Here is a 26,575-nt window from a genome sequence, read left to right on the forward strand (position 1 = left end):
AAACAGGACTGAGTTCTACTCCCCCCACCAGCATCCATCCCGCCACAATTGCGCAAGCGACATAGGATAGTTCGGGAAGGAAAATGCGAAGCCGGCGGCCTTGAGTTTTGCATTCGAAACCCGTTTGTTCTCGCCGTAGAAAGTGCGCGCCATCGGCGTCAATTCGGCGGTCTCGAACGCCTGCTCCGGCGGCGGTTCGACGCCCATCAGGCGGGCTGCCTCGACGATCACATCCTGCGGCGGGCCGGGCCGGTCGTCGGTGACATTATAGATGCCGCCGAGGCCGCGCTCCGACAGAAAGCGTGTCGCTGCGCCAATATCTTCGACGCGGATGCGGTTGAACACCTGGTCCTTCTTGATCAGCCGTCGCGCCGTGCCCTTGTCCAGATTGCAGAAGGCGTTGCGGCCCGGCCCATAGATGCCGGAAAGGCGCAGCACCGCCGCCGGCACGCCGCGCTCCCGGCCCATCGCCAGCCAGCCCTCTTCCGCCTCGAGCCGCTCGGTCGACCGTCCGGAAACGGGCAGGCACGGCGTTTCCTCACTCACCCAGGCGCCCTGGTGATCGCCATAGACGCCGACGGTGGAGAGGTAACCGATCCATTCAAGCTTCGGCAGCAGGCGTGCGCCGTCTTTATCAAGCAGCCGCAGCAGCGGGTCGGCCTTTCCAGGGGCGATCGATTGAACCAGGTGGGTGACGCCGTCCAAAGCCTGGCGCAACCCCTCTTCCATGCTCTCGCCGTCGAAAAGGAATGCTTCGATGCCGTTCTGGCGGAGCGCTTCCACTTTGTCAGGCGAGCGCGTGGTGCCGGAAACCCGCACGCCGTCGCCGGCAAAGGCCTTGGCGATTGCCGTGCCGGAATAACCGCAGCCAAAGATCATCACATGCATCAGCCCACTCCCGCCAATCGCCATTCGTTCAGGACGTCGTCATCTCTCTCGTCCGCCCTTTGTGCGGCAAAGGCCGCAAATTCGCCAGCCTCCATCAGCCGCCAAAGCGCCCAGACCGTCATGCCGCGCACCACGGGCGAGGGATCCTCCGAAAGCCCGCGACACGGCCCGATGAGCGCCTTGTCGCCGGAATTGCCGGCGGCGATCAGCACATTGCGGACGAAACGGTCGCGGCCGATCCGCTTCACCGGCGAGCCGCTGAAGAAGGCACGGAAGGCGGCATCGTCAAGCGTCAGCAGAAAGGCGATCGACGGCTCCTTCAGATCCTCCCGCGCCTTGAGCTTCATCTCGGAGGCGGAGCTTGCGAACTTGTTCCAGGGACAGGCGGCAAGACAGTCGTCGCAGCCGTAGATGCGATTGCCGATCAATACGCGCAAATCGGCGTCGATCGGTCCCCTGTGCTCGATGGTGAGATAGGAGATGCAGCGCCGCGCGTCGATCTGGTAAGGCGCCGGGAAGGCAGCCGTCGGACAGATGTCGAGACAGGCGCGGCAGGAGCCGCAATGATCGATCTCCGGCGCGTCGACGGCAAGATCGGCGGTGGTGAACATCGTGCCGAGGAACAGCCAGGAACCGTGAACGCGGCTGACGAGATTGGTATGTTTGCCCTGCCAGCCGAGCCCGGCCGCCGCCGCCAACGGTTTCTCCATGACCGGCGCCGTATCGACGAACACTTTCACGTCGGCGCCTGCCCGCGCTGCAAAGCGCGTGGCGATCTCCTTCAGCCGGCCCTTGATGACGTCGTGATAATCGCGGTTGCGGGCATAGACGGAAATCGCTGCCTTGTCCGGCTTGTCGAGGATAGCGCGGGGATCTTCTTCCGGAGCGTAATTGAGGCCGAAGACGACGACGGAGCGCACCTCGCTCCAGAGTGTCAGGGGATCGCCGCGCCGGTCGCGCGTCTCCGCCATCCAATCCATCGTCCCGTGGCGCCCGGCATCGATGAACTGGCCGAGGCGCTCTTTCGCTTGCGGGATCGCATCCGGGCGCGTGATGCGGCAGAGATCGAAGCCCTTGGCGGCAGATTCTGCCCGGACGAACTCGGTCAAATTGTCGCGGCGGCGGCGCTCTTTGTCGTCATTGTCAGGTTCGGGCATGAAGAGCCCTCGTCAGAAATCCAGATCGGCATAGTGTGAAACCGGTGTCAGGCCGCGCACGCGCTCGGTCAGCATCGGCCGGAAGGACGGACGCGACTTCAGCCGCTGGTACCAGTCCTTGACGACTGGCGAATCCGCCCACTCGATCTCGCCGAGATAATCGAGGATCGAGATCGAGGCCGCGGCGGCAAGGTCGGCATAGCTCATCCGCTCGCCCGCCAGCCACTGACGCGAGCCGGCAAGCCAGGTGAGATAGCGCATATGCTGGCGGATATTCGCGCGGGCCGTGCGCAGAACCTTCGAATCCGGCGCTCCGCCGCCCTGATCGGCGGTCATCTGCAACTTATAGACACGCTCGCGGGCGAGCGGCTTGGTCACATCGTTTTCCATCTTCTGCATGAACCATTCGGTCAGCCGGCGGATTTCCGCCCGCTGGAAAGGGTCTTCGGCGAGCAGCCGCCGGTCGCGTTTCAAGACGCCGTGCGTCTCGTCCAGATATTCGGAAATGACGCTCGCGCCGCAGAGCGCGCGCATGCTGTCGTCGACATAGACCGGCAGCGTGCCGGCCGGATTGAGCGCCAGGAAATCCCGGCGCTTCTCCCATGTCTGCTCCTCGATCAGATCCGCCTGATAGCCGTATTCCGCCAGGATCAGCCGGACGAAGCGAGATGCGGATGACATGGGATGATGATAAAGCGTGGGCATAGATACTCGGGCTTTGTGATTGCTGTTACAGGACTGTGTGGCAGCTCGATTATAGCGCCCTAGTCATGACTCATTGGTTGAAGCTATAGGAGCTTGGCCCCGCCAATACAAGCGAATCGGATTTTTCAGGCCATCTGATAATGGCGAAACACGGTCTAACGAATGATTGGAAACGGCGGCCTGATCGACCCAAGCGCTCAGACCCGGCCGAACTTTAAACCGGAGACAATGTATGGATTATATAAATGCTGCAATTCTCGGCGTCATAGAAGGGATCACCGAGTTCCTGCCGATCTCGAGCACCGGCCACCTGATCATTGCCGAGCAATGGCTCGGACATCGGTCGGATATGTTCAACATCGTTATTCAGGCGGGCGCCATCCTCGCCGTCACCATCATTTACTGGCGTCGCTTGGTGGATCTGGTGCTTGGCTGGCGCGACCCCGCCAACCGCGATTATGCCGCCAAGCTGATCGTCGCCTTTCTCATCACCGCCATTCTCGGACTGGTCGTCAAGAAGCTCGGCTTTGAACTGCCGGAGACTGCGACACCGATCGCCTGGGCGCTCATCATCGGCGGCATCTGGATGATCTTTGCCGAATGGGCGGCCGCCCGCAGGCCGCCGCATAAAGAGATTACCTGGCTTGTCGCCATCCTGGTCGGCATCGCCCAGATCGTTGCCGGCGTCTTCCCGGGAACCTCGCGCTCCGGCGCCACGATCTTCGTCGCCATGCTGGCAGGCACGGGCAACCGGGCCGCGGCGACCGAGTTTGCCTTTCTCGTCGGCATTCCCACAATGTACGCGGCCAGCGCCTATGAATTGCTGAAGACCTTCAGGGATGGCGGAGCGGCAGGCGAAGACTGGACGGCGCTCGGCATCGCCTTCGTTGTCTCCACCGTCGTCGCTTTCATCGCGGTCAAATGGCTGCTTGCCTATATCAGGAGCAACCGGTTTACCCTGTTTGCCATCTACCGCATCATTCTCGGTGTTTTGCTGCTCGGCATGGCCGCGACCGGCTTGATTGCCTGAGACACCCGCCCTGCATTGCATTCGCGCAACTCCCGGCGCGAATGCAAATGCCCCGTCGGACCGCACAAACAGGCACCCGATTACCGGCAAGGCGCCGAATTTTTCAGTTGGTCATTGAGGGGAAACGCTCCCACCGCCGCTTTGAAGCAGGCGAAACTGAGCGATGATCTAGAAGCGCCCTGTATCAGGCGTTTCGATCGACTGCTTGCTTGGAGCAGGATGCCGGCGCAGGGCCGGGCTTTTCGTCAATGGATGATCGAAGCCGTCGAGCAAGGATCGACGCCGTAGGCCGGCGAGCAATCGCCCTTTACCGCCGCGACCGAACCGGGCGCAACGAAAGAGCCTGCAAGGATAACCAGCGCCGCACACGCAAACAGGAGCGCGATTGACTTGCCCATTGAGAATTGCCTTTCACAGTGATTGCCGCGCGCGACCGCAGGCGTTGAGTCCGTTGGAAGACGCGCGGGTTTGGTAGTCAGTGGAATGACAAATAGCAATAAACGTTCCTGCTAAATTTGGTGTTAATTCCACAAAATTTCCGATGCGTCTTTTATGCAACGCCGCTGAATATGCCGAGCACCAAAACACTTCAAACTTGCGCCGGGCTTTGCAGGACACGGCAACGCCAAAAGGCCGCTCGCGGGATCCGCAGACGGCCAATCTCATCGGTTGGAAAAGATGGTCAGGCGGCCTTGCCGGTGCCGGTGTACTGGCCGTGCGGACGATAGTGCACCAGATAGGAGCCGAGCACCGATGCCACCATGGTGGGCGCAATGCCGAGGCCCTTCAACGTGCGGCCTTCCGCCTCGGCTTCCGGGGAGACGATATTGTCGCGCTTCAGCATGCGCACCTGATCCGGCGTGATCGGCGGCGTTATGAAGGGGACCAGCGAAGCGATGCTGCCGATCATCGAAGCGATGCCGAAGGGCAGGGATACCAGCGGGTTCTTGCGGCACGTTACCTTCAGCATCGTCTCGAGACATTCGCGGAAGCTGAGCACCTCAGGCCCGCCAAGCTCATAGACCTTGCCGCCGGCAACCTTGCCGTCGACGGCGCGGGCGACGGCCTCGGCGATATCTTCGACATAGACAGGCTGGAATTTCGTCTTGCCGCCGCCGATGAGCGGCAGGATCGGCGACATGCGCGCCATCTGGGCGAACTTGTTGAAGAAGCTGTCCTCCGGTCCGAAGACGATCGACGGACGAAAGATCACCGCATCGGGCTTGACCGAGAGGATGGCCGTTTCGGCGCGACCCTTGGTGCGGCCATAGTCCGAATCGGATTTCGCGTCGGCGCCGATCGCCGAAATATGCGTCAGCGTCGCACCCGCGCTGCGCGCCGCCTCAGCAATCGCACGACCGCCGAATTCCTGCACGGCGTCGAAAGTGTTGCGGCCGGTCTCCTGCAGAATGCCGACGCAGTTGACGACGTGGCTCGCACCGTCGACGGCGCGATCGATCGAGCCGCGGTAGCGCAGGTTCGCCTGCACGAAGGAAATCTGGCCGACATTGCCGAGCGGCTGCAGGAAGCCGGCGAGATCGGGACGGCGCACGGCGACGCGGATGTTATAGCCGCGCTTGGCCAGCGCCCGAACCACGTGCCTGCCCACGAAGCCCGACCCTCCGAACACGGTGACGAGCGGCGGCAGGTTGGCAAGGGTCATGGCAGGCTCCTCGAAAGGCTTTGCGGAATGCTTGATTGGCTCCGTCTTAGCCGAATCCCTGCGCGACGGGAAGGCCCATCACGCCGTCAGTTTTTTGCGAATGCGAGGGCGCCTAACGCATCGTGCCTTCCAAAAATCGGAATCGATTTCGGAAGGCACGATGAGTAGATTTAAAGTGCTAGAGCGTCCTTTGTGCGTCCGAAAGACGCACGGCGCTCTAGACGCCTTCGACGACGACCATTTCCGCATCCGCGGCTTCCTGGCGGATTTTCGCGGCGATCTGGTATTCCGGCGAATTATAGCAGTCGACCGCATGCTGCATCGACGGGAATTCGATCACCACGTTGCGGACGCGCGCCTTGCCCTCGAGTTCGGTAAAGGCGCCGCCGCGCGCCAGGAAATTCGCGCCATATTTTTCGAAGGCCGGCTTGGCCGCCGCCACGTAATCCTTGTAGCGCTCGGCATCGCGAACATCGACGCGGGCGATCCAATATCCCTTGGCCATGATCTTCTCCCTTTTGTCGTTGAAACTATTAGCGGTTTGCCGGCCAGAGTGCCGTCACCATCTCGCTGAGGATCGCGCGGGCGGCATCCCGGGGATCCGGCGCCTTGACGACAGGCCGGCCGACGACGAGATGCGTCGCTCCTGCCTTCAGCGCGTCGAAAGGCGTCATCACCCGCTTCTGGTCGCCCTTGTCGCTACCATCAGGGCGAATGCCGGGGGTGACGATCGCCATGTCGGGTCCGACGATTTCGCGCACCGCAGCCGCTTCCTCCGCCGAGCAGACGATACCGCCCATACCGGCTGTGCGCGCCTGTTCGGCGCGGCGCAGCACCAGGCTGTGCGGATCCTGGCTGTAGCCGGCCTCGGCGAGGTCGTCGGCATCCATCGAGGTCAGCACGGTCACGCCCAGCAGGCAGAGGCCGGAGCCGGCCGCGGCCTCGACCGCCGCCTTCATGGCTTTCGGATAGGCATGCAGCGTCAGCATCGACATGCCCATCTTGGCGATGTTCTCGACGCCGGAGGCAACGGTGTTGTCGATGTCGAGCAGCTTCATGTCGAGAAAGATCTTCTTGCCGCTGGCGGCAAGATCACGGGCGAATTCCAGGCCGCCGGCAAAGACCAGCTGATAGCCGATCTTGTAGAAGAGAATGTCGTCGCCGAGCGTGGAAACCAGTCTTTCCGCCTCGCCGATCGTTGGAACATCCAGGCCGACGATCAACCGCTCGCGTGCGTCCATCTGAAGTCACCCCTGCCAGTCTTCGATGGGCGTCCAGTCGCATGTTAGGCGCCGATCCGCAAGACCGAAAGCATAGAGATTGCCGCCGCCGCCGGGCTGGTCGCGGTCGCGCGCGATCGGGCTGCCCGCCAGATGGCATTTGAGCAGCGTGCCGACGCCGCCATGGCCGACAAAGGCGATCGGCGCTGTCGCATCATGCGTGGCGAGAACGGCATTAACGGCCTCGACGATGCGGGCCTGCGCGTCGACGGCGCGCTCCCAGCCTTTGAAGCTTTGTTCCGGATGGGCGAAGAACCAGTCGGCCGCCTCTTCGAATTGCGGCGGCGGCAGGAAGCCGGTGGCCGTGCGGTCGTTTTCGTGGGTCGCGTGGACGATCTCCACGGTCACACCGGAAGCTTTCGCCAGAATTTCGGCCGTCTCGATCGCCTTCGTCTCGTCGCTGGAGACGATGCGCCGCAATTGCTTGGCCCAGCCGCTCTCTGCCGCTTTGCGGGCGCGCGCCGCGCCGACATCGGAAAGTCCCCATTTCGGCACTGGCACGTTGGCGTCGATCCTGACCTGCGGATGAGTGATGTAGATCCCGAACATCTTAGCCGCGCTTATAGATCCAGAGCTGCGCCGGCGGAATATTGCGCATGACGAAGTCGAAATGCTGGATATGGTAGCGGTCGGGATTGGCGGCGATCGGCGAGATCGCGCCATAGGAAATCTGCACCATCGGCCGGCCGGCCGGCAGTCGATCGAGCAGGCTTTCGAGCAGCGAGATGCGCTTCGCCATCGGGAAATTCAGCAGCGGAATGCCCGAGACGACGGAATCGAAGGTGAGACCGCTGAAATTGCCAAGGGTGGCCTGAAGATCGAAGGCATCGCCGTTGATGAAGTGCACGCCGGGATAGGTCCGCTGCAGATGTTTATGAAAATCCGTCGAATATTCGATTGCGACGAGATTTTCCGGACGGACGCCGCGGCCGAGAATGGCCTTGGTGATGGCGCCCGTGCCCGGTCCGAGTTCAAGCACCGGCAGCCCGGAATGGATGTCGACGACGCTTGCCATGCGCTTGGCCGTGATCGAGGAGGTCGGCACGATCGAGCCCACCGTCTTCGGCCCCTGCATCATGCCCCGGAAGAAGCGGATCTCGTCGTCGAACCTCTTCCCGAACCGTTCCTTCACCTTGACCCGTAAGCTCATTCTCCACCCATCCGCATGTTGATCGAATGCCTTAATATGCCGCTTGTCGCTTAAGGGACAAGGATTTTCGCAACAAGGACATCGGCATCAACAGTTCATGCGGCTTTCGGCGCTGAACCGGGCATGAGATCGGCGAGCCTTTCGCTCAAATGATCGGCATCGATAGGCGCGCGCAGCTTCACATCGGTATTGTCGAAATAGAGATAGACGTCGCGACCTTTGCTGCGCGCCGCTACGGGCGCCAGCACCCGCGTCGCATTCTCCGGTTCTCCGCCCGTGGCCCAGGCGCGGATGCGTTGCGCCCATATGTCGAGCGCTTCGTCCTCGTAGCCGCTGACATAGAGCTTTTCCGAGCCATGCAGGCGGCAGTAGCTGAAATCGGCGGTGACATCCATCAGCAGCGGCCATTTCACCGTATCGGCGCAGACGAGAGCGACTCTGTGACGCCTGAGCATCTCGATGAAGGCGGGTGAGCGGAAGCTCTCGTGGCGAATCTCCAGCGCATGCCGGATCGGCTGGTGCCCGTCGCATTTAAGCCAGGCCGGTCCCTTGATATGCCAGTCGTGCCGCTTCGCAAGCGTTATCGCCGCGTCGCGGTCGTGCGGCAGCAGCGACAAAAAGCTCTCGAAAAGGGATGGGTCGAAGGCCATGTTCGGCGGGAATTGCCAGAGGATCGGCCCGAGCTTGGGGCCGAGCCGCAAAACGCCGGAGGCGAGAAAATTGGCGAGCGCCGTCTGGATATCCTGCAGCCGCAGCATATGGGTGATGAAGCGCGGTCCCTTGACCGCGAAGACGAAATCCTCCGGCGTTTCCTCGCGCCAGCGGCCGAAGCTTTCGGGCCGCTGCAATCCGTAGAAGGTGCCGTTGATCTCGATCGACCGGAAGTGCCGGGCGGCATAGGAAAGTTCCTGCTTCTGCGGCAGGTCCTTCGGGTAGAATTGGCCGCGCCAGGGCGCATAGGTCCAGCCGGATATGCCGATGCGCACCGCTCCCGTCTTTTTGGTCATGGGATCCTCCGTTTTGACAGGAGGAAAAACGGCAATGGGCGGCCTTCGTTCCGGTCAGACGCGCATCGGCATCAGCACGTAGAGCGCATCGTCGCCCGCCGTGTCGCGGATCAGCGTCGGCGAGCCGGCATCGGCAAGCAGGAAGATCGCTTCCTCGCCGGAAAGCTGGGCGGTGATGTCGAGCAAGTACTTGGCGTTGAAGCCGATTTCCATCGCATCCGTGTCGTAGCCGACGGCAACTTCTTCCGTCGCGCTGCCGGAATCGGGATTGTTGACGGTCAGCATCAGCTGTCCCTCGGAAAGCGCCAGCTTTACGGCGCGGCCGCGCTCGGAGGAGATCGTCGAGACGCGGTCGACGGCCTGTGCGAAACTCGTGCAGTCGACCCGCATTTCCTTGTCGTTGCCGGTGGGGATGACGCGCTGATAATCCGGGAAGGTGCCGTCGATCAGTTTCGAGGTCATGACGATCGAACCGATGGTCAGCCGGATCTTGGCGTCGGAGACCTCGACGGTCACCATCACCTCGGGATTGTCGACCAGCTTCTGCAACTCGCCGACCGTCTTGCGCGGAATGATGATGCCGGGCATGCCCTCGGAGCCGGAGGGCGCATCGACATCGGCGCGCGCCAGCCGGTGGCCGTCGGTCGCAACCGCCCTCAGCTTCAGCTGGCCGTTGCTCTCGATCGTGTGGAAGAAGATGCCGTTCAGATAATAACGCGTCTCTTCCGTCGAGATCGCGAACTGCGTGCGGTCGATCAGCATCTTCAGATCGGCCGCCTTCAGCTTGAAGGAATGGGTGAAGGTGCCGGCTGTGAGATCCGGGAAGTCCGATTCCGGCAGGCACTGAAGCGAGAATTTCGAGCGGCCGGACTGCACGGTCATCGCGCCGCCATCCGGGCTGGTGGCAAGCAGCACTTCCGAGCCGTCGGAAAGCTTGCGCACGATATCGTAGAGGAGATGCGCGGGAACGGTGGTGGCGCCGGGCTGCTCGACGCTAGCAGGGGTCGCCTCGGTGATTTCGAGGTCGAGGTCGGTCGCCTTCATGTCGAGCTTTTGGCCGTCGGCCTTGAGCAATACGTTGGACAGGATCGGGATCGTGTTGCGACGTTCGACCACGCGGTGGACGTGGTTCAGCGATTTCAACAGGTTTGACCGCTCAATAGTAATACGCATGGGATGCTACCGCTTTCGACCGTGACTGTCCGGGCGCGTCGAGCACCCGAAGAATGCTGTCCCGGCTTGAGGCCGGGGGAGTGGACGGGCAAAATGGCAGACTTCAGCATTGCTTTGCAAGAGGCATGGACGTCGGCACCCCTGCATTTGCGGTTTTCCAGAGCAATGCTCACAGAAATCCGAACCCTTGCCGAAGCGGTGCGGCTCGCCCATAAGGGTTCGATGCCGGCGACGAGCCGGCGGGACGAAAGCAAATGGCATGAATGAGGAAACGACAGCGGACGCCGCCAGCCGGCGAAGCTTCCGCCTGCACAATGCAACGGTGCCGGCGCGGCCGCTGGAGCCGGCGCTCTATCTGGTCGCCACCCCCATCGGCAATCTCGGCGACATCACGCTGCGGGCGTTGGAAACGCTGGCCGGCGCCGATGTGCTTGCCTGCGAGGATACGCGCGTCACCCGCGTGCTGCTCGACCGCTACGGCATCCAGAACCGCCCCTTCGCCTACCACGAGCACAATGCCGATGAGGCCGGTCCGAGGCTGCTGCAGGCGCTCGAAGCCGGGCGATCGGTGGCGCTGGTTTCCGATGCCGGCACGCCGCTGGTCTCCGATCCCGGCTATCGGCTGGCGCAACAGGCGATAGCGGCAGGTTACCGTGTCATTCCCATTCCCGGCGCCTCCGCGCCGCTCGCAGCCCTTGTCGGCTCCGGCCTGCCGAACGATGCTTTCCTTTTCGCCGGTTTCCTGCCGGCCAAGGACAAGGCCCGCCGCGACCGCCTCGGTGAACTTGCAGCAGCGCCCGCGACGCTGATCTTCTTTGAATCGCCGCATCGCATCGGCGCAACGCTTCTGGCCGCCGCCGATGTGCTGGGCGGCACTCGGCCCGCCTCCGTCTGCCGCGAGCTGACCAAGACCTATGAGGAGTTCCGCCGCGGCACGCTTGCCGACCTTGCGGCGCATTATCAGCAGGTGGAAAACGTCAAGGGCGAGATCGTCCTGGTGATCGGTCCGCCGGAGCCGGTCGAGACGTCTGAGGCCGATGTCGAAGCCGTGCTGGCCGACCTGTCGAAGTCAATGCCGACGGCAGGCGCCGCCACCGAAGCCGCCCGCCTCACCGGCCTGCCGCGCAAGGTGCTCTACCAGCGCCTGCTGGAGCTCAAGAACGCCGATGGGCGATAGCGATCTCACCGCCATCCGAAGGAAGGCGCTGCGCCGGGGCCGCATGTCGGAATATGTCGCAGCTGCCTTCCTGATGCTGAAGGGTTACCGCATCCTGGCGCTGCGCCACCGCACCAGGCTTGGCGAGATCGACATCATCGCCCGCAAGGGCGATCTTGCCGTCTTCGTCGAGGTCAAGGCCCGCCATGGCGAGGCCGCCGCCGTTGATGCCGTCACTGTCGTCGCGCAGAAGCGCATACGGGCGGCAAGCGATCTCTGGCTCGCCCGCCAGGCGGATCAGGCGCGCCTTTCCCAGCGCTATGATATCGTCGCGATCATGCCGGGCCGGCTGCCGCGGCACTTTCCGGATGCCTTCTGACCTTCTTTCGACCCGTTGGCTTTCGACCCGTTGGATTTCCGGATCGTTAAAATTTTAGTCCCCGCTTGAACGAGGTCCTTACGACTTTCTGCTATCGACAATCTCGGTAGGGATAACAATTGGGGATTGTTTCATGGCCTGGAAGCTGATGCTTGCAAGTGCGGTCGCCATGGCCGCGCGCTCGGTACCGTATGCTGCCGTGGCGAAGCCGGCCGGAAAATCCTTCATCGCGCATGCGAGCGATCTGCTGCCGCTGAAATCCACACCGATCAATCCGGACTGGGTTATCAGCGGCAATCCGCAGGCCCGCACCGCCGAACATTCGCGCGGCCATGACGAAGCATCGCTGACGGCGATCTGGGACTGCACGGCGGGCGAATTCCGCTGGCGCTTCGGCTGGGACGAGACGGTGATGATCCTCGAAGGCGAGGTCCATATCACCGCCGAGGACGGCACCGAACGAACCTTGCGCGCCGGCGACGTCGCCTTTTTCGCCGGTGGGACCTGGGCAAGCTGGCGGGTCGACAATTACGTCCGCAAGGTCGCCTTCCTGCGCAAGCCCTTCCCGAAGCCCTTGGCGATCGCCTACCGCCTCCGCAACATGCTGCGCAACAGCGGCAACCAGGGCATCGCCGCCTGAAGTTCGCTGCAGTCGCCCGGCGGAAGCCCTTGATTGCCCGTTGCGTTTGATATCTGGCCGACCTACATCTGTCCGGCATTCAGCGAGGGATGGAAATGGCCAAGATCACCAATGTAGCGGTCCAGATGGACCATGTCGCAGGCATCAATATCGCAGGTGATTCCACCTTCGCCATGAGCCTGGAGGCGCAGGCGCGCGGCTACAGGCTCTTCCATTACACCCCTGATCGCCTGAGCTTCCGCGACGGCAAGCTTTACGCCAGCCTCGAGCCGATGGTGCTGCGCGACGTCAAGGGCGATCATTACGAACTCGGCGCGCCGGAGCGCGTCGATCTCGCGACCATGGACGTCGTGCTGCTGCGCCAGGACCCGCCCTTCGACATGGCCTATATCACCTCGACGCATCTGCTCGAGCGCATCCATCCGAAGACGCTCGTCGTCAACGATCCGGCCTGGGTGCGCAATTCGCCGGAAAAAATCTTCGTCACCGAATTCTCCGACCTGATGCCGAAGACGCTGATCACAAAGGATGCCGCCGAGATCCGCCGCTTCCGCGACGAGATGGGCGATATCATCCTGAAACCGCTTTACGGCAATGGCGGCGCCGGCGTCTTCCATTCGACCCGCGACGACCGCAATCTCTCCTCGCTGCTGGAAATGTTCGGCCAGCTTTTCCGCGAGCCCTTCATCGCCCAGCAATATCTGCCCGACGTGCGCAAGGGCGACAAACGCATCATCCTGGTCGACGGCGAATTCGCCGGCGCCATCAACCGCGTGCCGGCCGAACACGACAGCCGCTCCAACATGCATGTCGGCGGCCGCGCTGAGGCGACCGAACTGACGCCGCGCGAACAGGAAATCTGCTCCCGCATCGGCCCGGCGCTGAGGGAGCGCGGCTTCCTGCTCGTCGGCATCGATGTGATCGGCGATTACATGACCGAGATCAACGTCACGTCGCCCACCGGCATCCGCGAGGTCAAGAAGTTCGGCGGCGCCGATATAGCAGCTCTGCTTTGGGATGCGATCGAGCGCAAGCGCGGCTGAGCCAGGCGCCCATGACCGTTCTGGTCCCGCGACCGAGCACAACCAAGGTCACAGCGGATGCCTGACTATGTTCTTTGATTGTTCTTGTTTTATTCCTGCGTCCATGCCAGATTGCAACCGCTGGCCTTAATGCATGTCGCCCAAAACTGTGCAACAGTTTTGGGTGCATCGATAAAGGCTGCGGGGCGGTATATAAAAGTTTGCGGCAAGGGGATGGGCTTATGGTCGCGCGTGTCAGTACGGTTGCATTTCAGGGCATCGAAGGTGTACCGGTCGAGGTCCAGGTCATGGTTGCACCCGGCAAGGTCGGGATGCAGATCGTCGGCCTGCCTGACAAGGCGGTTGCCGAAAGCCGCGAGCGCGTGCAGGCCGCCCTCCACGCCTCCGGCCTGGCGCTGCCGGCCAAGCGCGTGACGGTCAATCTGGCGCCTGCCGACCTGCCGAAAGAGGTGAAGCGAAACCGGTATCGGAAATGCGTACTGTCTTTACCGCTTTGATTTTGTTATCTCTTTCTTCGCTGTTAACGAGTACGCACTTTCCCGGACAGCTCCTTTTCCATCGTTCCAACGCGCTGATACACACTGAGAGCTTTCTCGGTGTGATGCGCCATGTTCCCAAGGAAATCCGGAAAAAGCGTGCGTTGAAAGCGCCGATATTTTTTTGCTATTTCCTTGCCGACTTCACAATTCGTCCAATGGATGCCGGGTCTGCTTAATCTAAAAAAATGCGGTGAAGCCCAAACGGCCGAGCCAGCCCCAGCGCAATTTAAAGACACATACCACATCGCTAATGTTTTGGTCTCGCCGTTTTGCGCCTTTGACGACTGAGCCGATTAACCGCTTATGCAACCGGAAAGGGCATGTGGAAACCCGCGCAATCACGCTTGACGTCGCAAAATTTATGGAATAATATTCTATAAGATAAGCAACAAATCGCACTCCAAGGAAATGAAATGAAAAATAAAGGAAAATAATTTCAATTTGGCCGATTTGATATTTTAATCAAGTTTCCTTCGAGGCTCAGATTGAGAAACATTGACACTCCCGAAGATGTCCCCGCGAGATCGTTCATCGTGAAAATCCCAGGCCACAGATCATCCTACGATATGAGCGTACTCGTGCCCTTGTATGGGATAAGCGTGGTTGAGAAGCTTGGCTCCGTCCTTCCCAAGGCTTCGGCATTGGTGCGCTCGAAGACGTTTCACAACTATTTTCGAAGTTGGCGACGTTTTATGCTGCAGGGTGCTCTGAGCGCTGAAGCCGGGGCTCCAAGCAGCACAGTTTTCCAGTTGATTATGGACGGACGCGAGACGGAAATAGAAGGGGAGCATGTCACTCAAGCGTTGCTGGAAACCTACCATCGCATTGCCGATTTAAACGACTTCTCGTTTACGTCTACGACAAACGATATAACTCGATCAAACCTTTGGTTGTCGCTTCGCAGATTTTGTAACTTCTTGTCTCTAGTGCATTTCCTTCCGCCTTTCACTGCCCCGGGCGCGATTGCAACGATTGGAGCCTCGAAGACCCCTGTCTTAGCCGATCTCGCTCGCGAAATGGGACGCCTCCCTCCCTGCAGTACCTGGGCGGAAGCAGAGGAGCAGGATGCGCGAGAAAATATTGAGTTAATGCAGCTTCTCCGTGACGAACTTCAGAAGGAGTTTGTTTCCGAACTTGACCTTTTCCGAGAGGGTCAGAGAATTATTACGGACCACACGCTATACTCGCCTGCCCAAATTGACGAAATATTGGCGAACGAAGGCGTGCAAAGCACCAAACTCGGCGCTGTTGGGAGTCAGCACCGGCTTCATTTGGCGGTCAAACTTTTCAACGCGATGATGTACGAGGACTTTTCATGCCAATGCCACGAGCACAGGGCTGCGCTATTTTTACGCTCAGTTGGCGGGCAAAAAACCCTGAGTCCGTATCTCGGCTCCACGCCAAAAGGGCTCCATGCGGCATTTGTCATTATTCTCATTGATACCGGTTGGAACCTGCAGCCTCTCGGTGACCTTCTGACTGATCCTTTCGTAGGAAAGGCCTCGCGAGGTAAACGCAAACTCAAATCCGTTGGATCAGTGAAGTTTAGGGCGGATTCTTCTCTGGTGATTGCATCGCTCACGGATTATCCAGCGGTTGAAGCAGACTTACAAATGCGAAACAAAGACGGCAGGTTTTCAGGGGTCGCTGTGATCGAGTCTTGGCTAGAAATGACTAGCCTCCTCCGCGAAAAGGCCGCGCGAGAACAGAATCCAGCTGCGAACTGGCTATGGATTTGGCGAACGCAGTTCGACGGTAACGCAAGCAGTCACTTGCTTAGCGTTGAAAATGATTGGTGGTATGCCTTTTTGAACAGGATCAGTTCGCATCCACGCTTAGGCGGACTTCCGATCACTCATCGGGCCATCAGAAAAACGTTTGCGAACATTGCTGCGGCAGAGGGGGTCTTTAACATAAGGCTCCCCATGGCACTCGCCGATCACGCTTCTGAAGGTACCACGCAGCAATATCTTACCGAGACGACGATCCACGCTGTCTATGCGGCGAAGATGCGCAAATTTATGAATCTTTGGGAAAGTGTTGCTTCGATAACTGTCGAGGGCGCGGCGCGATATCTTGGTCTTTCCGACGACGATCTGAAAAAGCAGCGGCAACTTGGATTGGCGAGTGGTTTGGATTTCGCACTGACCAGGCAAGTGGAAGAAGTTGATGGCTCCGCCACCTTTGACTTAGCAAAGAAAGATCGAATTTTCGTCGTGAGCACTGAAGCAATGGAAAAGCTCCATCTGGCCCGACTTGCTCTCAACGAGAAAGGTTCTGTGGTGCTAGCCTGCAATCCCGGTAGGTGGGTTCGGTCCTGGCTGGTGTGGCAGGTGGTTGTCGAAGGCTACTGTGAACTAATTGAAAAAAGCAGGCTCCGGGGAAAATTTCGCGCTGCCAAAGAACGAGTAGAGAAGCGACTCTCAGCCGAGCAAGACGCTTTGCCGTTGGTATATTGATGAGACTAAGTGAGAAACCAGCCCCCCGAACGAGGCATGATGAAATCATCGGCACTCTCCCCCACCGGCCTTGGTTCAAAGGGAAATCGCTGCTGGAGGATATCTGGCCCATAAATACAGAACGCGAGGAGCAGGAGCGAGCCAAACCTGTCGAATTGAGGTTTGATGTCCCAATCAGAGGCTGGCCGCATGCAGCTCGTTTGAACGACGCGGAGTTTGAAGACGATCTGATCTCCGCAAAACTGTTAATGTTTTTATCGCTTGAGCCGAAACCCATCGGTTGGATGAAGACTGCGTCGAGCGTAGGCCCATTCCATCGGCGTCATCTCAATTATATTCGATGGAGAGTTGATCGTGGCTTAAAAGGAAATCGGTTTGTGGGTCCTGCGCACCACCGCGATTATGAAAAGCGGTACAGAAGGGCGGGCCTGGAGGGACTACTCGACCTTCGGCAGAAGGCTGAAAAACTGGTTGCCGGGATAGAAAGCGGGGCGGTGATCTTACCAGAGCACCCACGCAAATATTTTTTTCATGAAGGGATTGAGGCGCTTCTCGGCTTATCGAGAAACCAAACACCTCCTGAGGTTGTTGAGGTGTTTGTCAGCTACGCGCGTGCAAAAGAATTGCGCTTCAATCGCTCTCCACGCACGGAGCTATCTCCGCCAGACTACGCGTCGCGACGAAAGGTGTCCGCATACGCCGATCTATCCGTCTTTTATCACCTGGGCCGCCTTCGCGATCATTTGAAGCACGATCCCATAGGTTATGATGCCTACTCCGATGCCCGTGAGCTGTCGACCTCCTTGGGCGGATGGGTCAAGAATACGGCTCGCACCGACGATAGCCCGGCTTATCAGACATCTGTTCTCATCAACTCCTGCTTATCGATCATTCTCTCCAGTCTACCCGAGCGGATTATCGACATTTGTCTAAGGATGGGTTCCGGTGAGGAACCGGGGAGCGATTTCGCTGACGTAGCTGAGGAACTTGCTTCCATGGGATTCGACCCGGTTTCTCCGGTCTATAGCCGCCTGGGGAAGCTGCGGAATTCGACCGCTTTGACGACAACTTCGCGTGAGTTATTATTTACAATTTTGGTTGGTTGTTGCGTGGTTGTGATAGCGGCGTTCTCCGCTAGAAGGAACGGCGAGTTAATGTCGCTTCGACCAGGAAGCGTAACGCGTGACAAGTACGGCGAACTGTGGCTGGAGACTTGGATATCAAAACGTCAACGATACACAACGCGGGCTCCGGCTAATAATTCTGTCGCACGCGCGGTAGATATACTGGAAAAAATTCGAACTAATACAGAAAGATTTGGCGAGAGAGAGTGGCTTCTTGAGTACCGCGATAATCTTGGCAACGTAAATTTTGAAATTAATCCTGCATTAAAGCGCTTGTCAAAGTGGCTCAACGTCCCGCCTCTTGGAGACGGTACTTATTGGGAGTTTGCGTCGCACCAATTCCGCAAGTTCTTTGCTGTTGCTCATCAATGGCGATATTTTTTCCCCGAACTTTTGGTACTTAATCACCAGCTGCGGCAGCTCGATAAAGGTACCACTATTGGTTACTGCAAAATGGAGGCTGGGAAGGCTTTAAGACTCCACGAAAATCGGGAAATAAAGCGCCACGCGAAGATCGCGCTGATTTGGTCTGCCGAGGACCGGCTGACCGCTCTGCAGGAGGAAGAACAGGCGTTCGTCCGTCATGTCTGCGAAGCTGCTCTCCGTGGCGAACTTAAGTTGGGAGGGGTCGGGGGAAGAACCCTCTACAATGACCTTAAAAGGCGTGTATCAGCTAAATTGGAGATAACTTCGGTCCCGACGCAGTTACAGTCGTTTAACGACAGCCTTGAGGAGCTTATTTCGTCGTTACGAATGCAGGTGCACCCAGAAGGCCACAGCGTTTGTACCTGCGGAGCGAGTCTTCAAGACAAAGAAGTGGCTGGATGCCTTGCTCTAAAACAGCGTTTGACGGGAGCCTCGCCAAGCGCCGAACCGGGAGCCGATTACGGTTTTGCGGACGAAGAGGTCTGCGCCGGTTGCCCGAAGAACGTCCGGCTGAAGCAACTGCTACATTACTGGGACCGCCAAGTTGAAGATGCCGAAGCGGCCATTCGGTCTAGCACATCCGAAGTCCGTGATCAGGCTAAGAGCCGCAAGCAGTATCTGTTGGAGATTCTATCGGAGTTTGATGATGGCGATTAGCAAACGTCAGTCTCTAGAATTAAAGATTGCGGAACTCAGTAAGGTCGCCGATTTGCTGGAGCACGGGAAACGCCCAACACATTGGTATCCGGAAACGATTGATGAGTTTCGGAGTTGGGAGCGCCCCGGAGAGTTTGAAAGCTGGATCAGCAAGTCTGTTGACGCGCCAAGCGGAAACTATCCAGAACTGGCTCAGGAACTGCGAACCGTGTTCGAGAAAATCGACAAATACTCGATCACAGGGTTGCGGATGAGAATTCGAGCGCAGGCCAGAGAAATTTCTGCGTTGGCAAAACAAAACACAGAGATGGAAAGCTTGATCCGGGAGCTTTCCGACAAACTGGAGGTCGTTGGAAGGTTGGATGCCAATGATCGTTCGAACATCATTCAACTGTACCGGAAGTGACCTTGCCATCTCTGTCTCATGTGGTCCGGAACGACTCGACTATCGAAGGCCTTTTCTCCGAGGATCATCCAGCTGTTGTCAACCAAACGAGCGGGGTCGTTCTGCTCATTGCAGCGTATCTTGCACACCGAAAAAAAAACGGAAAAAGTAGAGAGACACTGCGGCAAGAAAGCATTTGGCTCGCAGAGTTCTGGGACTATTTGTCCTCTAATTCCATCTCCTGCCACACCATTATAGAAAGCGATTTAGTTAGGTATCTCGATCAGGGAGCGAAGCGAGACGCAGCTGTGGTTTATCTTCGACCGCAGGATGCCCGCGTAAGTTTCCTGAAGACGCTTCGGCGCAAGCGAAACGTAATCTACTCGTTCCTTTTCGTCCTAGAGCATCGTCTGCAGCTGATACAAGGCGTGATCGGCGTCAAAGAGCCTGTAAGGTCCGGGATGCTGTCTTGGCGAAACCGTGTTGAGCCAAGTCTCGGCGTAGAGGGTTCGTTCCAGGAACAAGACATCCGTGCGGCAATCCGTCAAAATAAAGAACGGAGCCGCAGAGAAAGACCAACACCAAGTAGCGACGAAGCGAAAAAGATTAGGGATGCTGCGTTGGAATGGGTGGGGACGGAGATGTCCGCACCCACTTATTATCTTATAGCATCGCTAAAGAGCCTCGGCGGAGCGCGTGCGGGTGGCGCATGCGATCTTACTGGCTCGTCCATGACTGCCGCCTTCCTGGAAGAATTTCACCGCCCCGAATATTCTAACATCAAAAACCTTACTCAGCTTTGCGGGAGTGACCCAGGAAATGATGCAACGCGAAGATTAATTATTGATGATCTAAAGAACCTACAAGAAAAAGGGCGGAAGTTCCTATTTGCAACAGTGCTAGAGAAAGGCTGTAGGTCGCGTGGGCTTCCGATAAGTGTCGATTTATTTCTAGAAATACTTGATTATATATGGAGCGAACGCGCCAATTTCATTGCTCGCAGGGTCGAGACAGGCAAGGTGACCAGTTCGGATTTCGTTTTCCTCTCGCAGGAAACAGCCAACGCTTTACAGCCCGGCTCCGTCGGCAAAATAATGAAGGAGCTATTTCGGCGAGCCGGGGTGCCGGGAAGTGGGCACCGGCTTCGAGCCACGTTCGCCGAGGATATTGTCAGAGACCTATACCTGAGAGATCGGGCACGTCACGGCCAAAACTACAACGTCGATGCGATCTTGATGCTTGCAGCGGAGTACATGGGTCACAAAGACCCCCAGAGTTTGCGGCCTTACATCAATAATATTCTCAAGCAGGAACGGGCTTTTGAGGGAGAGCCGGTGATGTTTCCTGAGAAAGACGCGCCGACAATAAGAATTATCGCTCAGGCATTGCATGAGGACGGAGCGGAAGAGCTGCGAGCCCTTTTGAACAGAATTGCGAAGCGGATAGAGGAGACCGTTTAAATCGCGGGTGCCATGGTGGAGCGTTCGATGAGCTGATGCGGCGAGCAAAGATTTAAGTTTGAGGTCTGTTTAAAGCAAGGCGGCCTTTATACCACGCCCTGGAGCTTGTCCGTTACGTCAAGCACGCCTTCGATGTTCCAGATACGCTTGCGGGCCATGAACTTGTGGCTATTGGTATGCTCAACGTATGTGGTCTCTCTTCTTACCGTTGCCGTAGGGACGAGGGCCGCCCTCGTGACCCGGTCGAAAAGAACCACCGCCAGCACATCAAACCCATCGAGGTCGCGGATGGCGGAGAGCTGGCGGGATTTGTTCCGCCGATGGTTTCGGCGACCTTTAATCTGATATCGCAGCCCGTTATCGCCAGTCGCGTCGTAGCCTTTTACCGAATTTGCAACTTGGTGCCAGCCGAACGCGGCACAGAACAGGTGTTCAGCCAAGTCGCCTGTGGGGTTGTTCGCGCTGCGAAGAACCCTGCGGCTCCGCAGTTCTTCCATGATCGCGGCATGCATTGTGAGCAACTCGGCGGTCGACCTATGTTCGAATTCGTCGCCCATTTCGCACCCTCACTTCCTCGGACTAAGCCCTCCGATCAACGGCTGTTTGTACAGATGGTGGCAAGCACATGCCAACATCTACTTGAAAAACGAACCTGGGCCTGAAACGTAAGGCGAGTTCAAATTCTTCTCCGCCATTGCTGGAGAAACGAGGGTATGCCCATGAGCGATGAGCGCGACATTTTCGTCGACAACAAACCTTTCCATGACCTGGCGATGAATTGGGAAAGTTCATGTTTGCTCTGTTTTGCGGATGACGATTTTTACGAGCGCCCGATATCTGAAGCTCACCCAATAGTGCGACAAAATGCGCTCGAATGGTACGAAGATGAAACTACGATAGTGCGCTATCTTTATTCTCCTGCCACCAAAGTCCGCCGCCGTATGGAAATACAGGGCTACACTACAGAAAAGTGCAGAGCCCTCTGGGAACGAGAATTCGGCCGACATATTGCCCGTGGAGAAGAAATTCGGGATGCGGGCTATTCCGATTTCAATAAGGAGATCGAAGCGCAGAAAGGTCTGAGTTTCGAGCAATGGGAAGCTCGCGAAAATCAACTGGGGCTCGAACATATGATGCGCTGGGGAGGTATTCACCTCTTCAATTTCGCCGATATGTTCGCTTCTTTGGCATTGTCCATTGACGTTTATAAGCCCGCTGCGGTTTGGACCGACCTTACTTCGAGTTTCGGAGAATTTGACTCTACCCTCTCTCTTCGGGCCAATCTTCTCGGTCAACCTCGGGAAACTGAAGTCGATTTTATCGAGACGACAGGGAACGTGCTTATACTTACAGAGGGAACTTCAGATACCAAAGTTTTGTCCAGCGCAATCCGAGCGATGTATCCGGAGTTCGCAGACATGTTTGAGTTTGTCGACTTCGAAGAGTTCAAAATCGAAGGTGGCGCATCCTTGGTGACCAAAATGGTGAAGGCCTTTGCAGGCGTTAGGATGTCACAGCGCATAATTGCTCTGTTCGATAACGATGTCGCGGGTTTGGAGCAGAAAGCCATATTGGACCGCACCATCAAGCTTCCCCCGTCGATCCGCACGATGGTATTGCCCGACGTGGCTATTGGGCAGGCCTATCCGACACTGGGGCCGGAAGGCTTGAGGTCTGTCAACGTTAACGGGGCCGCATGTTCGATTGAGCTGTTCCTTGGCAAGGAAGCGTTGGCAGATGAACATGGAAACCTGCGACCGATCCGGTGGTCCAGTTGGAATAAGGCGTCCTCACGCTACCAAGGCGAACTGGAAAACAAGAACGCCGCGACGCTCCATTTTCTTGACGCCATGAAAGCAGGTGGCGACGCCCCTTCATTACGCGCCAAGTTCCCAGAGATGGACGGTCTTCTGCACGTAATCTTTCGCGCTTTCGGCTAGCCGCGATAACCCAATAACTTGCTGCCTGTTTGTTCCAGACGCCGTGCCAATCTCTTTGAGAACAGAACCATAACGGTTCCCCGTGCTAACGTTCTCTCTGCTACTTCTCAGATAAGGTGCAACGGTTGAAACGGAGTAACCTACACGGCGTCGCCGCGCACTATGCTCGGCCATTTGGGAAACTCTGTGCTAGAATCTGATAGTTCACGAGGCGTGATAATATGATCGTCGTCTGCCGGTTTATGAACTAAATTAGGTTCTTTCCTGAACTGCCATATTTCAATATATGTAATTGAATTGTATAGTGTGTTTCAGGGCTTTAGGTCAAATCACATCCGTAGTGGTTCTAGAAGAGACAATCTTACCAAACTAAATTTTGCTCCATGATCAATTTCTGGAGCTTGAATCACAATGCTTGACTACCTTTCATCATTCACAGCCTTCGCGACTGGCGCATCATCGGCGCAGCTTATGGCCGTGGTTGCTCTTGGCGGCCTTTCCGTCGCGGCCCTGGGTCTCTACGTAGCTTTGATCGTCATTAAGGGAACTAAGGGATGAAGAACCCGCGCCTTCAGAAGTTCGTCAAACTTCCGAGCTACTGGATTGAGAAAGAAAACGGCCTCAGGCAGTTTACCTGGGCAAGTGGCGGTTCAGATAATACAGCGGCACTTTTGGCTTTGCTGGCTATTGCGCACCGGGTCGATGAAGAGGGGGTCGCACGCGCGACCTACGATCAGCTGGAAGCGGCGCTGGACATAAGTCGCGCGAAGCTGGCGGCTGGCCTCAAGATTCTTTTCGAGAAGGGATTGTTGGAGCACGAACCAGAAGGCCAGAGCACTTACAGGCTGCCTCGCTACGGTGAACAAGGAACGGGCTTCGGGCAAGGGTGGGGGAAGCTCCCTGCCAGAGCGATGTACCATGATGGCGTCCTGAAGGGATTTAAGGACTTCCGACTCAGAAAAGCGGTCGAACTTCACGCGGTGAAAATCTATCTGCTATTCGTCGCCCGACGAAATTCGGCGTACAACCACGTTGTGTTGAGCTGGCCGAAGATTTCAGAGTACAGCGGCGTCCCCGCCGATCAGATTAAAGCAGCAACAAGCCTGCTGATCGAAAACCGCGTTATCACAGTTGATAGTGGGCGGGAATCGAGGGCAGCCGACAGATACAGCCAGCCAAGCGTCTACCGAATTGTACACGTCGATCCGCACGTCAACAATGGGACGACACGCGCCAACTACGACATGGATGCAGGGTTTACCCAGACAGAACCTGGCGTTCCTCAGGACGCATTTGGCGATCTGATCGCGAGCGAGACGCAGAACGTTCCCGTCAAACGACGTGCTTGATTTCACCCGGGTCAAGCCGAGGCTCACCTTTTCGTCGGTACTTATCTCAAATCGGTTCACTCTGTGGGCAACGTATGGAGAAACGTGCTCTAGCGGCGGGCTAGCTATCCCGCAACAAAGCGATGGGCTCACTCAGTAAATCTTCCCCATGGTTTTGCGAACCATTTTGATGCGTTTCATGGAGGCGCACAAGAGAAACTGGCGAACACCATGAGTTTGGTGCAGCCAACGCCCGTAGCTCCGCAGTTGATCAAATGGGCTCTCGCCCTGAAATATGGTGTCTGTCGCGATCTCAACAGAAGAGAGGGCTTCAAAAGCCAGAGAAAGTGCCTCTTCAGGTGTAGGTAGCTCGGAATCTCCGCTGAGAATTTCTCTAGCCCGTTCCGCCATGAAATCAGACAGGCGGAAGGGTCCGCCTTCAACAGGCTCTGGCGTAACGGGTGTTCCGTCCCCACATTGCCCTCTGCCGCCTGATCTGTGATCGAGGTTTCCATGGATGAAGAACGGGAGTTTCTCCATGGAGACTACATTGGAGTTTCTCACAACCAGGAAGCCTGAACGTGAGGTCCACCGACATTGGCCTGATGAGGTCAAGGCGAAGATTGTTTCGGAAAGCTTGAGGCCTGGCACGACGGTCAATGAAGTTGCGCAGCGCTATGGATTGCGAGCGAACAGCCTCTCCACCTGGCGGACGATGGCACGGCAGGGCAAGCTGATCCTGCCAGCACCGGAGGATGCGGTAGAGTTCGCGGCGGTGATCGTCGATCCGCCTGTTTCGGAACTGCCGCCTAAAATGCTCAGTCGCCCCGAGATCGTCCTCGGGCCCGTCACCATCCGTCTTGAGGAAGGTGCGTCTGCTGCCCGGATCGCTGCAATCGCTCGCGCCCTGACGGCGGCGACATGATCTTTCCGTCAAACCGCGTCAGGATCATGGTGGCCACCAAACCCGTAGACTTCCGCAAGGGTCATGACGGCTTGGCAGCGCTTGTGAGGCAAGAGCTGCACAAGGACCCGTTTACCGGAACTGTCTTCGTCTTCCGGTCCCGCAAGGCGGATCGGCTGAAGCTGATCTACTGGGATGGCTCCGGCATCGTCATGGCCTACAAGAGGCTGGAAGAGCACACGTTCACCTGGCCGGCCATCAAGGATGGCCTGATGACGCTGACACATGCCCAGTTCGAGGCCCTGTTTGCGGGCCTTGATTGGCGGCGGGTTCATGCCGTCCAGACGAGAACACCGGAGGCCATCGAGTAGCTGCGGCACGATGACTCAGCACGGCAAATTCCACAGGCAAGTCGGCTACGGATTTGATAGTTTTCGCCCATGCTGGATGCCGCCGACCTTCCCGATGATGTTGCCGCCCTGAAGGCGATGCTGATTGCGGCGCGGCTAAGCGAGGCGGCCAAAGACTCCGTGATAGCCAGCAAAGACGAGCACATCGCCCGCAAGGATGAGCGGATCGAGCGGCTTGAGAAGCTGGTAGCCGCCTTCAAACAAGCAGCCTTCGGGCGCAAATCCGAGAGGACCGATCCCGACCAGTTCGATCTGGCACTGGAGGACCTGGAAACGGCCATGGCCGCGATCCATGCCGAGGATGACGCGGACGTTCCTGCTGGAAACGGGATTGCCAAACCACGCGCGATCAATCGCGGTTCGCTTCCAAAGCATCTTCCGCGTGTCGAAGAGGTGATCGAGCCGGAAAGCCTGATCTGCGCCTGCGGCGGTTGCCTGCATTGCATTGGCGAGGATATCTCCGAGCGGCTGGACGTGATCCCGGCACAGTTCCGCGTCATCGTCACCCGTCGCCCCAAATATGCGTGCCGTGCCTGCACGGACGGTGTCGTCCAAGCCCCAGCTCCAGCACGGCTGATCCAGGCAGGACTGCCGACAGAAGCGACCGTCGCCCATGTGCTGGTCTCCAAATATGCCGATCATCTACCGCTTTACCGTCAGGCCCAGATCATGAGCCGCCAGGGTATTGACCTCGACCGATCCACGCTGGCTGACTGGGTCGGTCGGGCAGCATTCGAATTGCGTCCCGTCTTTGATGCGCTGATCGCCGACCTGAAGCGCTCATCCAAGCTGTTCATGGACGAGACCCGTGCCCCGGTTCTCGATCCCGGCTCGCACAAAACCAAGACCGGATACTTCTGGGCGCTGGCGCGGGATGATCGTCCTTGGAATGGCGGTGCTCCGCCAGGTGTTGCCTTTACCTATGCGCCCGGTCGCGGAGGCATTCATGCCGAACGGATATTGCAGGGCTTCTCGGGCATTCTGCAGGTCGATGGATATGCCGGATACAACAGGCTGATCGCACCGGAGCGTGTCGGTCCTGACATCCAGCTTGCCTATTGCTGGGCGCATGCCCGGCGCAAGCTGGTGGAGATCACCCGCAACGGCTCAGCACCGATTGCCGAGGACGGCGTCAAGCGCATCGGCGAACTGTACCGCATCGAAGCCGAACTTCGGGGCCTTAATCCGAAGGCTCGCTTGGCTGGGCGACAGGAGCGGTCAGCGCCACTGGTCGCCGACATGCAGGCCTGGCTTGTCCATCACCGTGCCCGTGTCGCAACGAAGTCGCCGCTCGGCGAGGCTTTGGCCTACATCGCCAAATACTGGGACGGCCTGAAGCTCTTCCTGACCGACGGACGCATAGAGATCGACAACAACACCGTCGAGCGGACCATCCGACCGATAGCTCTCAATCGCAAGAACGCGCTCTTTGCAGGCCATGACGCGGGAGCAGAGAATTGGGCGACAATCGCCTCGCTGATCGAAACCTGCAAATTCAATGCCGTCGATCCGCTGACCTATTTGACTGCGACGCTCACCGCCATCGTCAACGGTCACAGGCAGAGTTGCATCGATGAGCTTTTGCCGTGGAATTATTCGGGACGAACAAACGGCTGAAGTCTGCTGTCGGCCCGAAGCGGTCACTGGGGTTGCTCAAATTTACGCATCCCTT

The 26,575-nt window shown here is 58.1% G+C and carries 27 protein-coding genes and 1 pseudogene; 15 read left to right on the forward strand and 13 right to left on the reverse strand.

Features of this window, described 5'->3' with window-relative positions; genetic code table 11:
* Positions 1 to 15 precede the first annotated feature (15 nt).
* From HX898_RS08915 to HX898_RS08925, 3 genes are read right to left on the reverse strand one after another with little or no spacing between them, the layout of a single operon-like run.
* Positions 16 to 888 carry an SDR family oxidoreductase gene (locus HX898_RS08915; RefSeq protein WP_138388391.1) on the reverse strand — a complete coding sequence of 291 codons (873 nt, stop codon included), beginning with the start codon at positions 886 to 888 and terminating at the stop codon, positions 16 to 18.
* Positions 888 to 2,045 carry a tRNA epoxyqueuosine(34) reductase QueG gene (gene queG, locus HX898_RS08920; protein ID WP_171599858.1) on the reverse strand — a complete coding sequence of 386 codons (1,158 nt, stop codon included), beginning with the start codon at positions 2,043 to 2,045 and terminating at the stop codon, positions 888 to 890. The genes HX898_RS08915 and queG overlap by 1 nt, the downstream gene beginning before the upstream one ends.
* Before the next feature lie 12 nt (positions 2,046 to 2,057).
* On the reverse strand, positions 2,058 to 2,750 hold the full coding sequence (locus HX898_RS08925) for a glutathione S-transferase family protein (protein ID WP_003544722.1): 693 nt from the start codon (positions 2,748 to 2,750) through the stop codon (positions 2,058 to 2,060).
* A gap of 232 nt (positions 2,751 to 2,982) precedes the next feature.
* Between HX898_RS08925 and HX898_RS08930 the strand changes: the two genes are divergently transcribed.
* Positions 2,983 to 3,780 (forward strand): undecaprenyl-diphosphate phosphatase, encoded by a 798-nt coding sequence (locus HX898_RS08930; protein WP_138388389.1) that lies wholly within the window; start codon positions 2,983 to 2,985, stop codon positions 3,778 to 3,780.
* Positions 3,781 to 4,025: 245 nt separating this feature from the next.
* On the opposite strand, the gene HX898_RS08935 is transcribed toward HX898_RS08930, so the two are convergent.
* The 8 genes from HX898_RS08935 to dnaN form a co-directional block, all read right to left on the reverse strand.
* Entirely contained in the window at positions 4,026 to 4,178 is a 153-nt protein-coding gene (locus HX898_RS08935; protein ID WP_003544729.1) for a hypothetical protein, read from the reverse strand.
* 284 nt (positions 4,179 to 4,462) lie between these two features.
* Positions 4,463 to 5,443, reverse strand: a complete 981-nt coding sequence (locus tag HX898_RS08940; RefSeq protein ID WP_138388388.1) for a complex I NDUFA9 subunit family protein — start codon at positions 5,441 to 5,443, stop codon at positions 4,463 to 4,465.
* A 217-nt stretch (positions 5,444 to 5,660) separates the two neighbouring features.
* A complete protein-coding gene (locus tag HX898_RS08945; protein WP_012759832.1) occupies positions 5,661 to 5,948 on the reverse strand; it encodes a DUF1330 domain-containing protein in 288 nt (95 codons plus the stop codon).
* Between the two features lie 28 nt (positions 5,949 to 5,976).
* The gene (gene pyrF, locus HX898_RS08950; RefSeq protein ID WP_138332241.1) at positions 5,977 to 6,684 is read right to left on the reverse strand and encodes an orotidine-5'-phosphate decarboxylase; all 708 of its coding nucleotides are present in this window, start codon (positions 6,682 to 6,684) and stop codon (positions 5,977 to 5,979) included.
* A gap of 6 nt (positions 6,685 to 6,690) precedes the next feature.
* A complete protein-coding gene (locus HX898_RS08955; protein WP_138388387.1) occupies positions 6,691 to 7,272 on the reverse strand; it encodes a histidine phosphatase family protein in 582 nt (193 codons plus the stop codon).
* A gap of 1 nt (position 7,273) precedes the next feature.
* The gene (gene pmtA, locus HX898_RS08960) at positions 7,274 to 7,873 is read right to left on the reverse strand and encodes a phospholipid N-methyltransferase PmtA (protein WP_017990040.1); all 600 of its coding nucleotides are present in this window, start codon (positions 7,871 to 7,873) and stop codon (positions 7,274 to 7,276) included.
* Positions 7,874 to 7,968: 95 nt separating this feature from the next.
* Positions 7,969 to 8,880: a DUF72 domain-containing protein gene (locus HX898_RS08965; protein WP_180194472.1), complete on the reverse strand. Its 912-nt coding sequence runs from the start codon at positions 8,878 to 8,880 to the stop codon at positions 7,969 to 7,971.
* A 54-nt stretch (positions 8,881 to 8,934) separates the two neighbouring features.
* Entirely contained in the window at positions 8,935 to 10,053 is a 1,119-nt protein-coding gene (gene dnaN / locus HX898_RS08970; protein WP_003544738.1) for a DNA polymerase III subunit beta, read from the reverse strand.
* Positions 10,054 to 10,312: 259 nt separating this feature from the next.
* Here dnaN and rsmI point away from each other — a divergent pair, with 259 nt between their 5' ends.
* The 9 genes and pseudogenes from rsmI (at position 10,313) to HX898_RS09015 (ending at position 20,321) form a co-directional block, all read left to right on the forward strand.
* Entirely contained in the window at positions 10,313 to 11,230 is a 918-nt protein-coding gene (rsmI, locus tag HX898_RS08975; protein WP_180194473.1) for a 16S rRNA (cytidine(1402)-2'-O)-methyltransferase, read from the forward strand.
* Positions 11,220 to 11,588, forward strand: coding sequence for a YraN family protein (locus HX898_RS08980; RefSeq protein WP_180194474.1), 369 nt, complete (start codon positions 11,220 to 11,222; stop codon positions 11,586 to 11,588). Before rsmI ends, HX898_RS08980 begins: the two co-directional genes overlap by 11 nt.
* 133 nt (positions 11,589 to 11,721) lie before the next feature.
* Positions 11,722 to 12,228 carry a cupin domain-containing protein gene (locus tag HX898_RS08985; RefSeq protein ID WP_180194475.1) on the forward strand — a complete coding sequence of 169 codons (507 nt, stop codon included), beginning with the start codon at positions 11,722 to 11,724 and terminating at the stop codon, positions 12,226 to 12,228.
* Between the two features lie 95 nt (positions 12,229 to 12,323).
* On the forward strand, positions 12,324 to 13,271 hold the full coding sequence (gene gshB, locus HX898_RS08990) for a glutathione synthase (protein WP_180194476.1): 948 nt from the start codon (positions 12,324 to 12,326) through the stop codon (positions 13,269 to 13,271).
* Positions 13,272 to 13,492: 221 nt separating this feature from the next.
* Positions 13,493 to 13,720, forward strand: a pseudogene (locus HX898_RS08995) (magnesium chelatase domain-containing protein); the annotation flags it as partial.
* A 689-nt stretch (positions 13,721 to 14,409) separates the two neighbouring features.
* Positions 14,410 to 16,269, forward strand: coding sequence for a hypothetical protein (locus HX898_RS09000; protein WP_180194477.1), 1,860 nt, complete (start codon positions 14,410 to 14,412; stop codon positions 16,267 to 16,269).
* Entirely contained in the window at positions 16,269 to 18,476 is a 2,208-nt protein-coding gene (locus HX898_RS09005; RefSeq protein WP_180194478.1) for a hypothetical protein, read from the forward strand. The genes HX898_RS09000 and HX898_RS09005 overlap by 1 nt, the downstream gene beginning before the upstream one ends.
* The gene (locus HX898_RS09010; RefSeq protein ID WP_180194479.1) at positions 18,466 to 18,882 is read left to right on the forward strand and encodes a hypothetical protein; all 417 of its coding nucleotides are present in this window, start codon (positions 18,466 to 18,468) and stop codon (positions 18,880 to 18,882) included. The genes HX898_RS09005 and HX898_RS09010 overlap by 11 nt, the downstream gene beginning before the upstream one ends.
* 2 nt (positions 18,883 to 18,884) lie before the next feature.
* Complete coding sequence (locus HX898_RS09015; protein ID WP_180194480.1) at positions 18,885 to 20,321, forward strand: site-specific integrase; 1,437 nt, start codon at positions 18,885 to 18,887, stop codon at positions 20,319 to 20,321.
* 86 nt (positions 20,322 to 20,407) lie between these two features.
* On the opposite strand, the gene HX898_RS09020 is transcribed toward HX898_RS09015, so the two are convergent.
* Positions 20,408 to 20,878, reverse strand: a complete 471-nt coding sequence (locus HX898_RS09020; RefSeq protein ID WP_180194481.1) for a hypothetical protein — start codon at positions 20,876 to 20,878, stop codon at positions 20,408 to 20,410.
* 162 nt (positions 20,879 to 21,040) lie between these two features.
* Between HX898_RS09020 and HX898_RS09025 the strand changes: the two genes are divergently transcribed.
* Together HX898_RS09025 and HX898_RS09030 are read left to right on the forward strand one after the other, a co-directional pair.
* A complete protein-coding gene (locus HX898_RS09025) occupies positions 21,041 to 22,261 on the forward strand; it encodes a hypothetical protein (RefSeq protein WP_180194482.1) in 1,221 nt (406 codons plus the stop codon).
* 554 nt (positions 22,262 to 22,815) lie between these two features.
* On the forward strand, positions 22,816 to 23,610 hold the full coding sequence (locus tag HX898_RS09030; RefSeq protein ID WP_180194483.1) for a hypothetical protein: 795 nt from the start codon (positions 22,816 to 22,818) through the stop codon (positions 23,608 to 23,610).
* A gap of 132 nt (positions 23,611 to 23,742) precedes the next feature.
* Here the strand turns inward: HX898_RS09030 and HX898_RS09035 are convergent, their stop codons facing one another.
* Positions 23,743 to 24,129, reverse strand: a complete 387-nt coding sequence (locus HX898_RS09035; RefSeq protein WP_180194484.1) for a hypothetical protein — start codon at positions 24,127 to 24,129, stop codon at positions 23,743 to 23,745.
* On the opposite strand from HX898_RS09035, the gene HX898_RS09040 reads away from it, so the two are divergent.
* The 3 genes from HX898_RS09040 (at position 24,128) to HX898_RS09050 (ending at position 26,520) form a co-directional block, all read left to right on the forward strand.
* The gene (locus tag HX898_RS09040; protein ID WP_026158777.1) at positions 24,128 to 24,514 is read left to right on the forward strand and encodes a transposase; all 387 of its coding nucleotides are present in this window, start codon (positions 24,128 to 24,130) and stop codon (positions 24,512 to 24,514) included. The genes HX898_RS09035 and HX898_RS09040 overlap by 2 nt on opposite strands.
* Positions 24,511 to 24,864 carry an IS66 family insertion sequence element accessory protein TnpB gene (gene tnpB, locus HX898_RS09045; protein ID WP_017961385.1) on the forward strand — a complete coding sequence of 118 codons (354 nt, stop codon included), beginning with the start codon at positions 24,511 to 24,513 and terminating at the stop codon, positions 24,862 to 24,864. The genes HX898_RS09040 and tnpB overlap by 4 nt, the downstream gene beginning before the upstream one ends.
* Before the next feature lie 69 nt (positions 24,865 to 24,933).
* On the forward strand, positions 24,934 to 26,520 hold the full coding sequence (locus tag HX898_RS09050; protein WP_180194485.1) for an IS66 family transposase: 1,587 nt from the start codon (positions 24,934 to 24,936) through the stop codon (positions 26,518 to 26,520).
* Positions 26,521 to 26,575: the final 55 nt, after the last annotated feature.

This window comes from Rhizobium sp. WYCCWR 11128 (assembly GCF_013416305.1).
Lineage (GTDB): Bacteria > Pseudomonadota > Alphaproteobacteria > Rhizobiales > Rhizobiaceae > Rhizobium > Rhizobium indicum.

Bases quoted from the DNA above. Each gene is read 5' to 3' on its own strand.
- HX898_RS08915 (WP_138388391.1), bottom strand. From the start codon at position 888: ATGCATGTGATGATCTTTGGCTGCGGTTATTCCGGCACGGCAATCGCC.
- queG (WP_171599858.1), bottom strand. From the start codon at position 2,045: ATGCCCGAACCTGACAATGACGACAAAGAGCGCCGCCGCCGCGACAAT.
- HX898_RS08925 (WP_003544722.1), bottom strand. From the start codon at position 2,750: ATGCCCACGCTTTATCATCATCCCATGTCATCCGCATCTCGCTTCGTC.
- HX898_RS08930 (WP_138388389.1), top strand. From the start codon at position 2,983: ATGGATTATATAAATGCTGCAATTCTCGGCGTCATAGAAGGGATCACC.
- HX898_RS08935 (WP_003544729.1), bottom strand. From the start codon at position 4,178: ATGGGCAAGTCAATCGCGCTCCTGTTTGCGTGTGCGGCGCTGGTTATC.
- HX898_RS08940 (WP_138388388.1), bottom strand. From the start codon at position 5,443: ATGACCCTTGCCAACCTGCCGCCGCTCGTCACCGTGTTCGGAGGGTCG.
- HX898_RS08945 (WP_012759832.1), bottom strand. From the start codon at position 5,948: ATGGCCAAGGGATATTGGATCGCCCGCGTCGATGTTCGCGATGCCGAG.
- pyrF (WP_138332241.1), bottom strand. From the start codon at position 6,684: ATGGACGCACGCGAGCGGTTGATCGTCGGCCTGGATGTTCCAACGATC.
- HX898_RS08955 (WP_138388387.1), bottom strand. From the start codon at position 7,272: ATGTTCGGGATCTACATCACTCATCCGCAGGTCAGGATCGACGCCAAC.
- pmtA (WP_017990040.1), bottom strand. From the start codon at position 7,873: ATGAGCTTACGGGTCAAGGTGAAGGAACGGTTCGGGAAGAGGTTCGAC.
- HX898_RS08965 (WP_180194472.1), bottom strand. From the start codon at position 8,880: ATGACCAAAAAGACGGGAGCGGTGCGCATCGGCATATCCGGCTGGACC.
- dnaN (WP_003544738.1), bottom strand. From the start codon at position 10,053: ATGCGTATTACTATTGAGCGGTCAAACCTGTTGAAATCGCTGAACCAC.
- rsmI (WP_180194473.1), top strand. From the start codon at position 10,313: ATGAATGAGGAAACGACAGCGGACGCCGCCAGCCGGCGAAGCTTCCGC.
- HX898_RS08980 (WP_180194474.1), top strand. From the start codon at position 11,220: ATGGGCGATAGCGATCTCACCGCCATCCGAAGGAAGGCGCTGCGCCGG.
- HX898_RS08985 (WP_180194475.1), top strand. From the start codon at position 11,722: ATGGCCTGGAAGCTGATGCTTGCAAGTGCGGTCGCCATGGCCGCGCGC.
- gshB (WP_180194476.1), top strand. From the start codon at position 12,324: ATGGCCAAGATCACCAATGTAGCGGTCCAGATGGACCATGTCGCAGGC.
- HX898_RS09005 (WP_180194478.1), top strand. From the start codon at position 16,269: ATGAGACTAAGTGAGAAACCAGCCCCCCGAACGAGGCATGATGAAATC.
- HX898_RS09010 (WP_180194479.1), top strand. From the start codon at position 18,466: ATGGCGATTAGCAAACGTCAGTCTCTAGAATTAAAGATTGCGGAACTC.
- HX898_RS09020 (WP_180194481.1), bottom strand. From the start codon at position 20,878: ATGGGCGACGAATTCGAACATAGGTCGACCGCCGAGTTGCTCACAATG.
- HX898_RS09025 (WP_180194482.1), top strand. From the start codon at position 21,041: ATGAGCGATGAGCGCGACATTTTCGTCGACAACAAACCTTTCCATGAC.
- HX898_RS09030 (WP_180194483.1), top strand. From the start codon at position 22,816: ATGAAGAACCCGCGCCTTCAGAAGTTCGTCAAACTTCCGAGCTACTGG.
- HX898_RS09040 (WP_026158777.1), top strand. From the start codon at position 24,128: ATGGAGACTACATTGGAGTTTCTCACAACCAGGAAGCCTGAACGTGAG.
- HX898_RS09035 (WP_180194484.1), bottom strand. From the start codon at position 24,129: ATGGAGAAACTCCCGTTCTTCATCCATGGAAACCTCGATCACAGATCA.
- tnpB (WP_017961385.1), top strand. From the start codon at position 24,511: ATGATCTTTCCGTCAAACCGCGTCAGGATCATGGTGGCCACCAAACCC.
- HX898_RS09050 (WP_180194485.1), top strand. From the start codon at position 24,934: ATGCTGGATGCCGCCGACCTTCCCGATGATGTTGCCGCCCTGAAGGCG.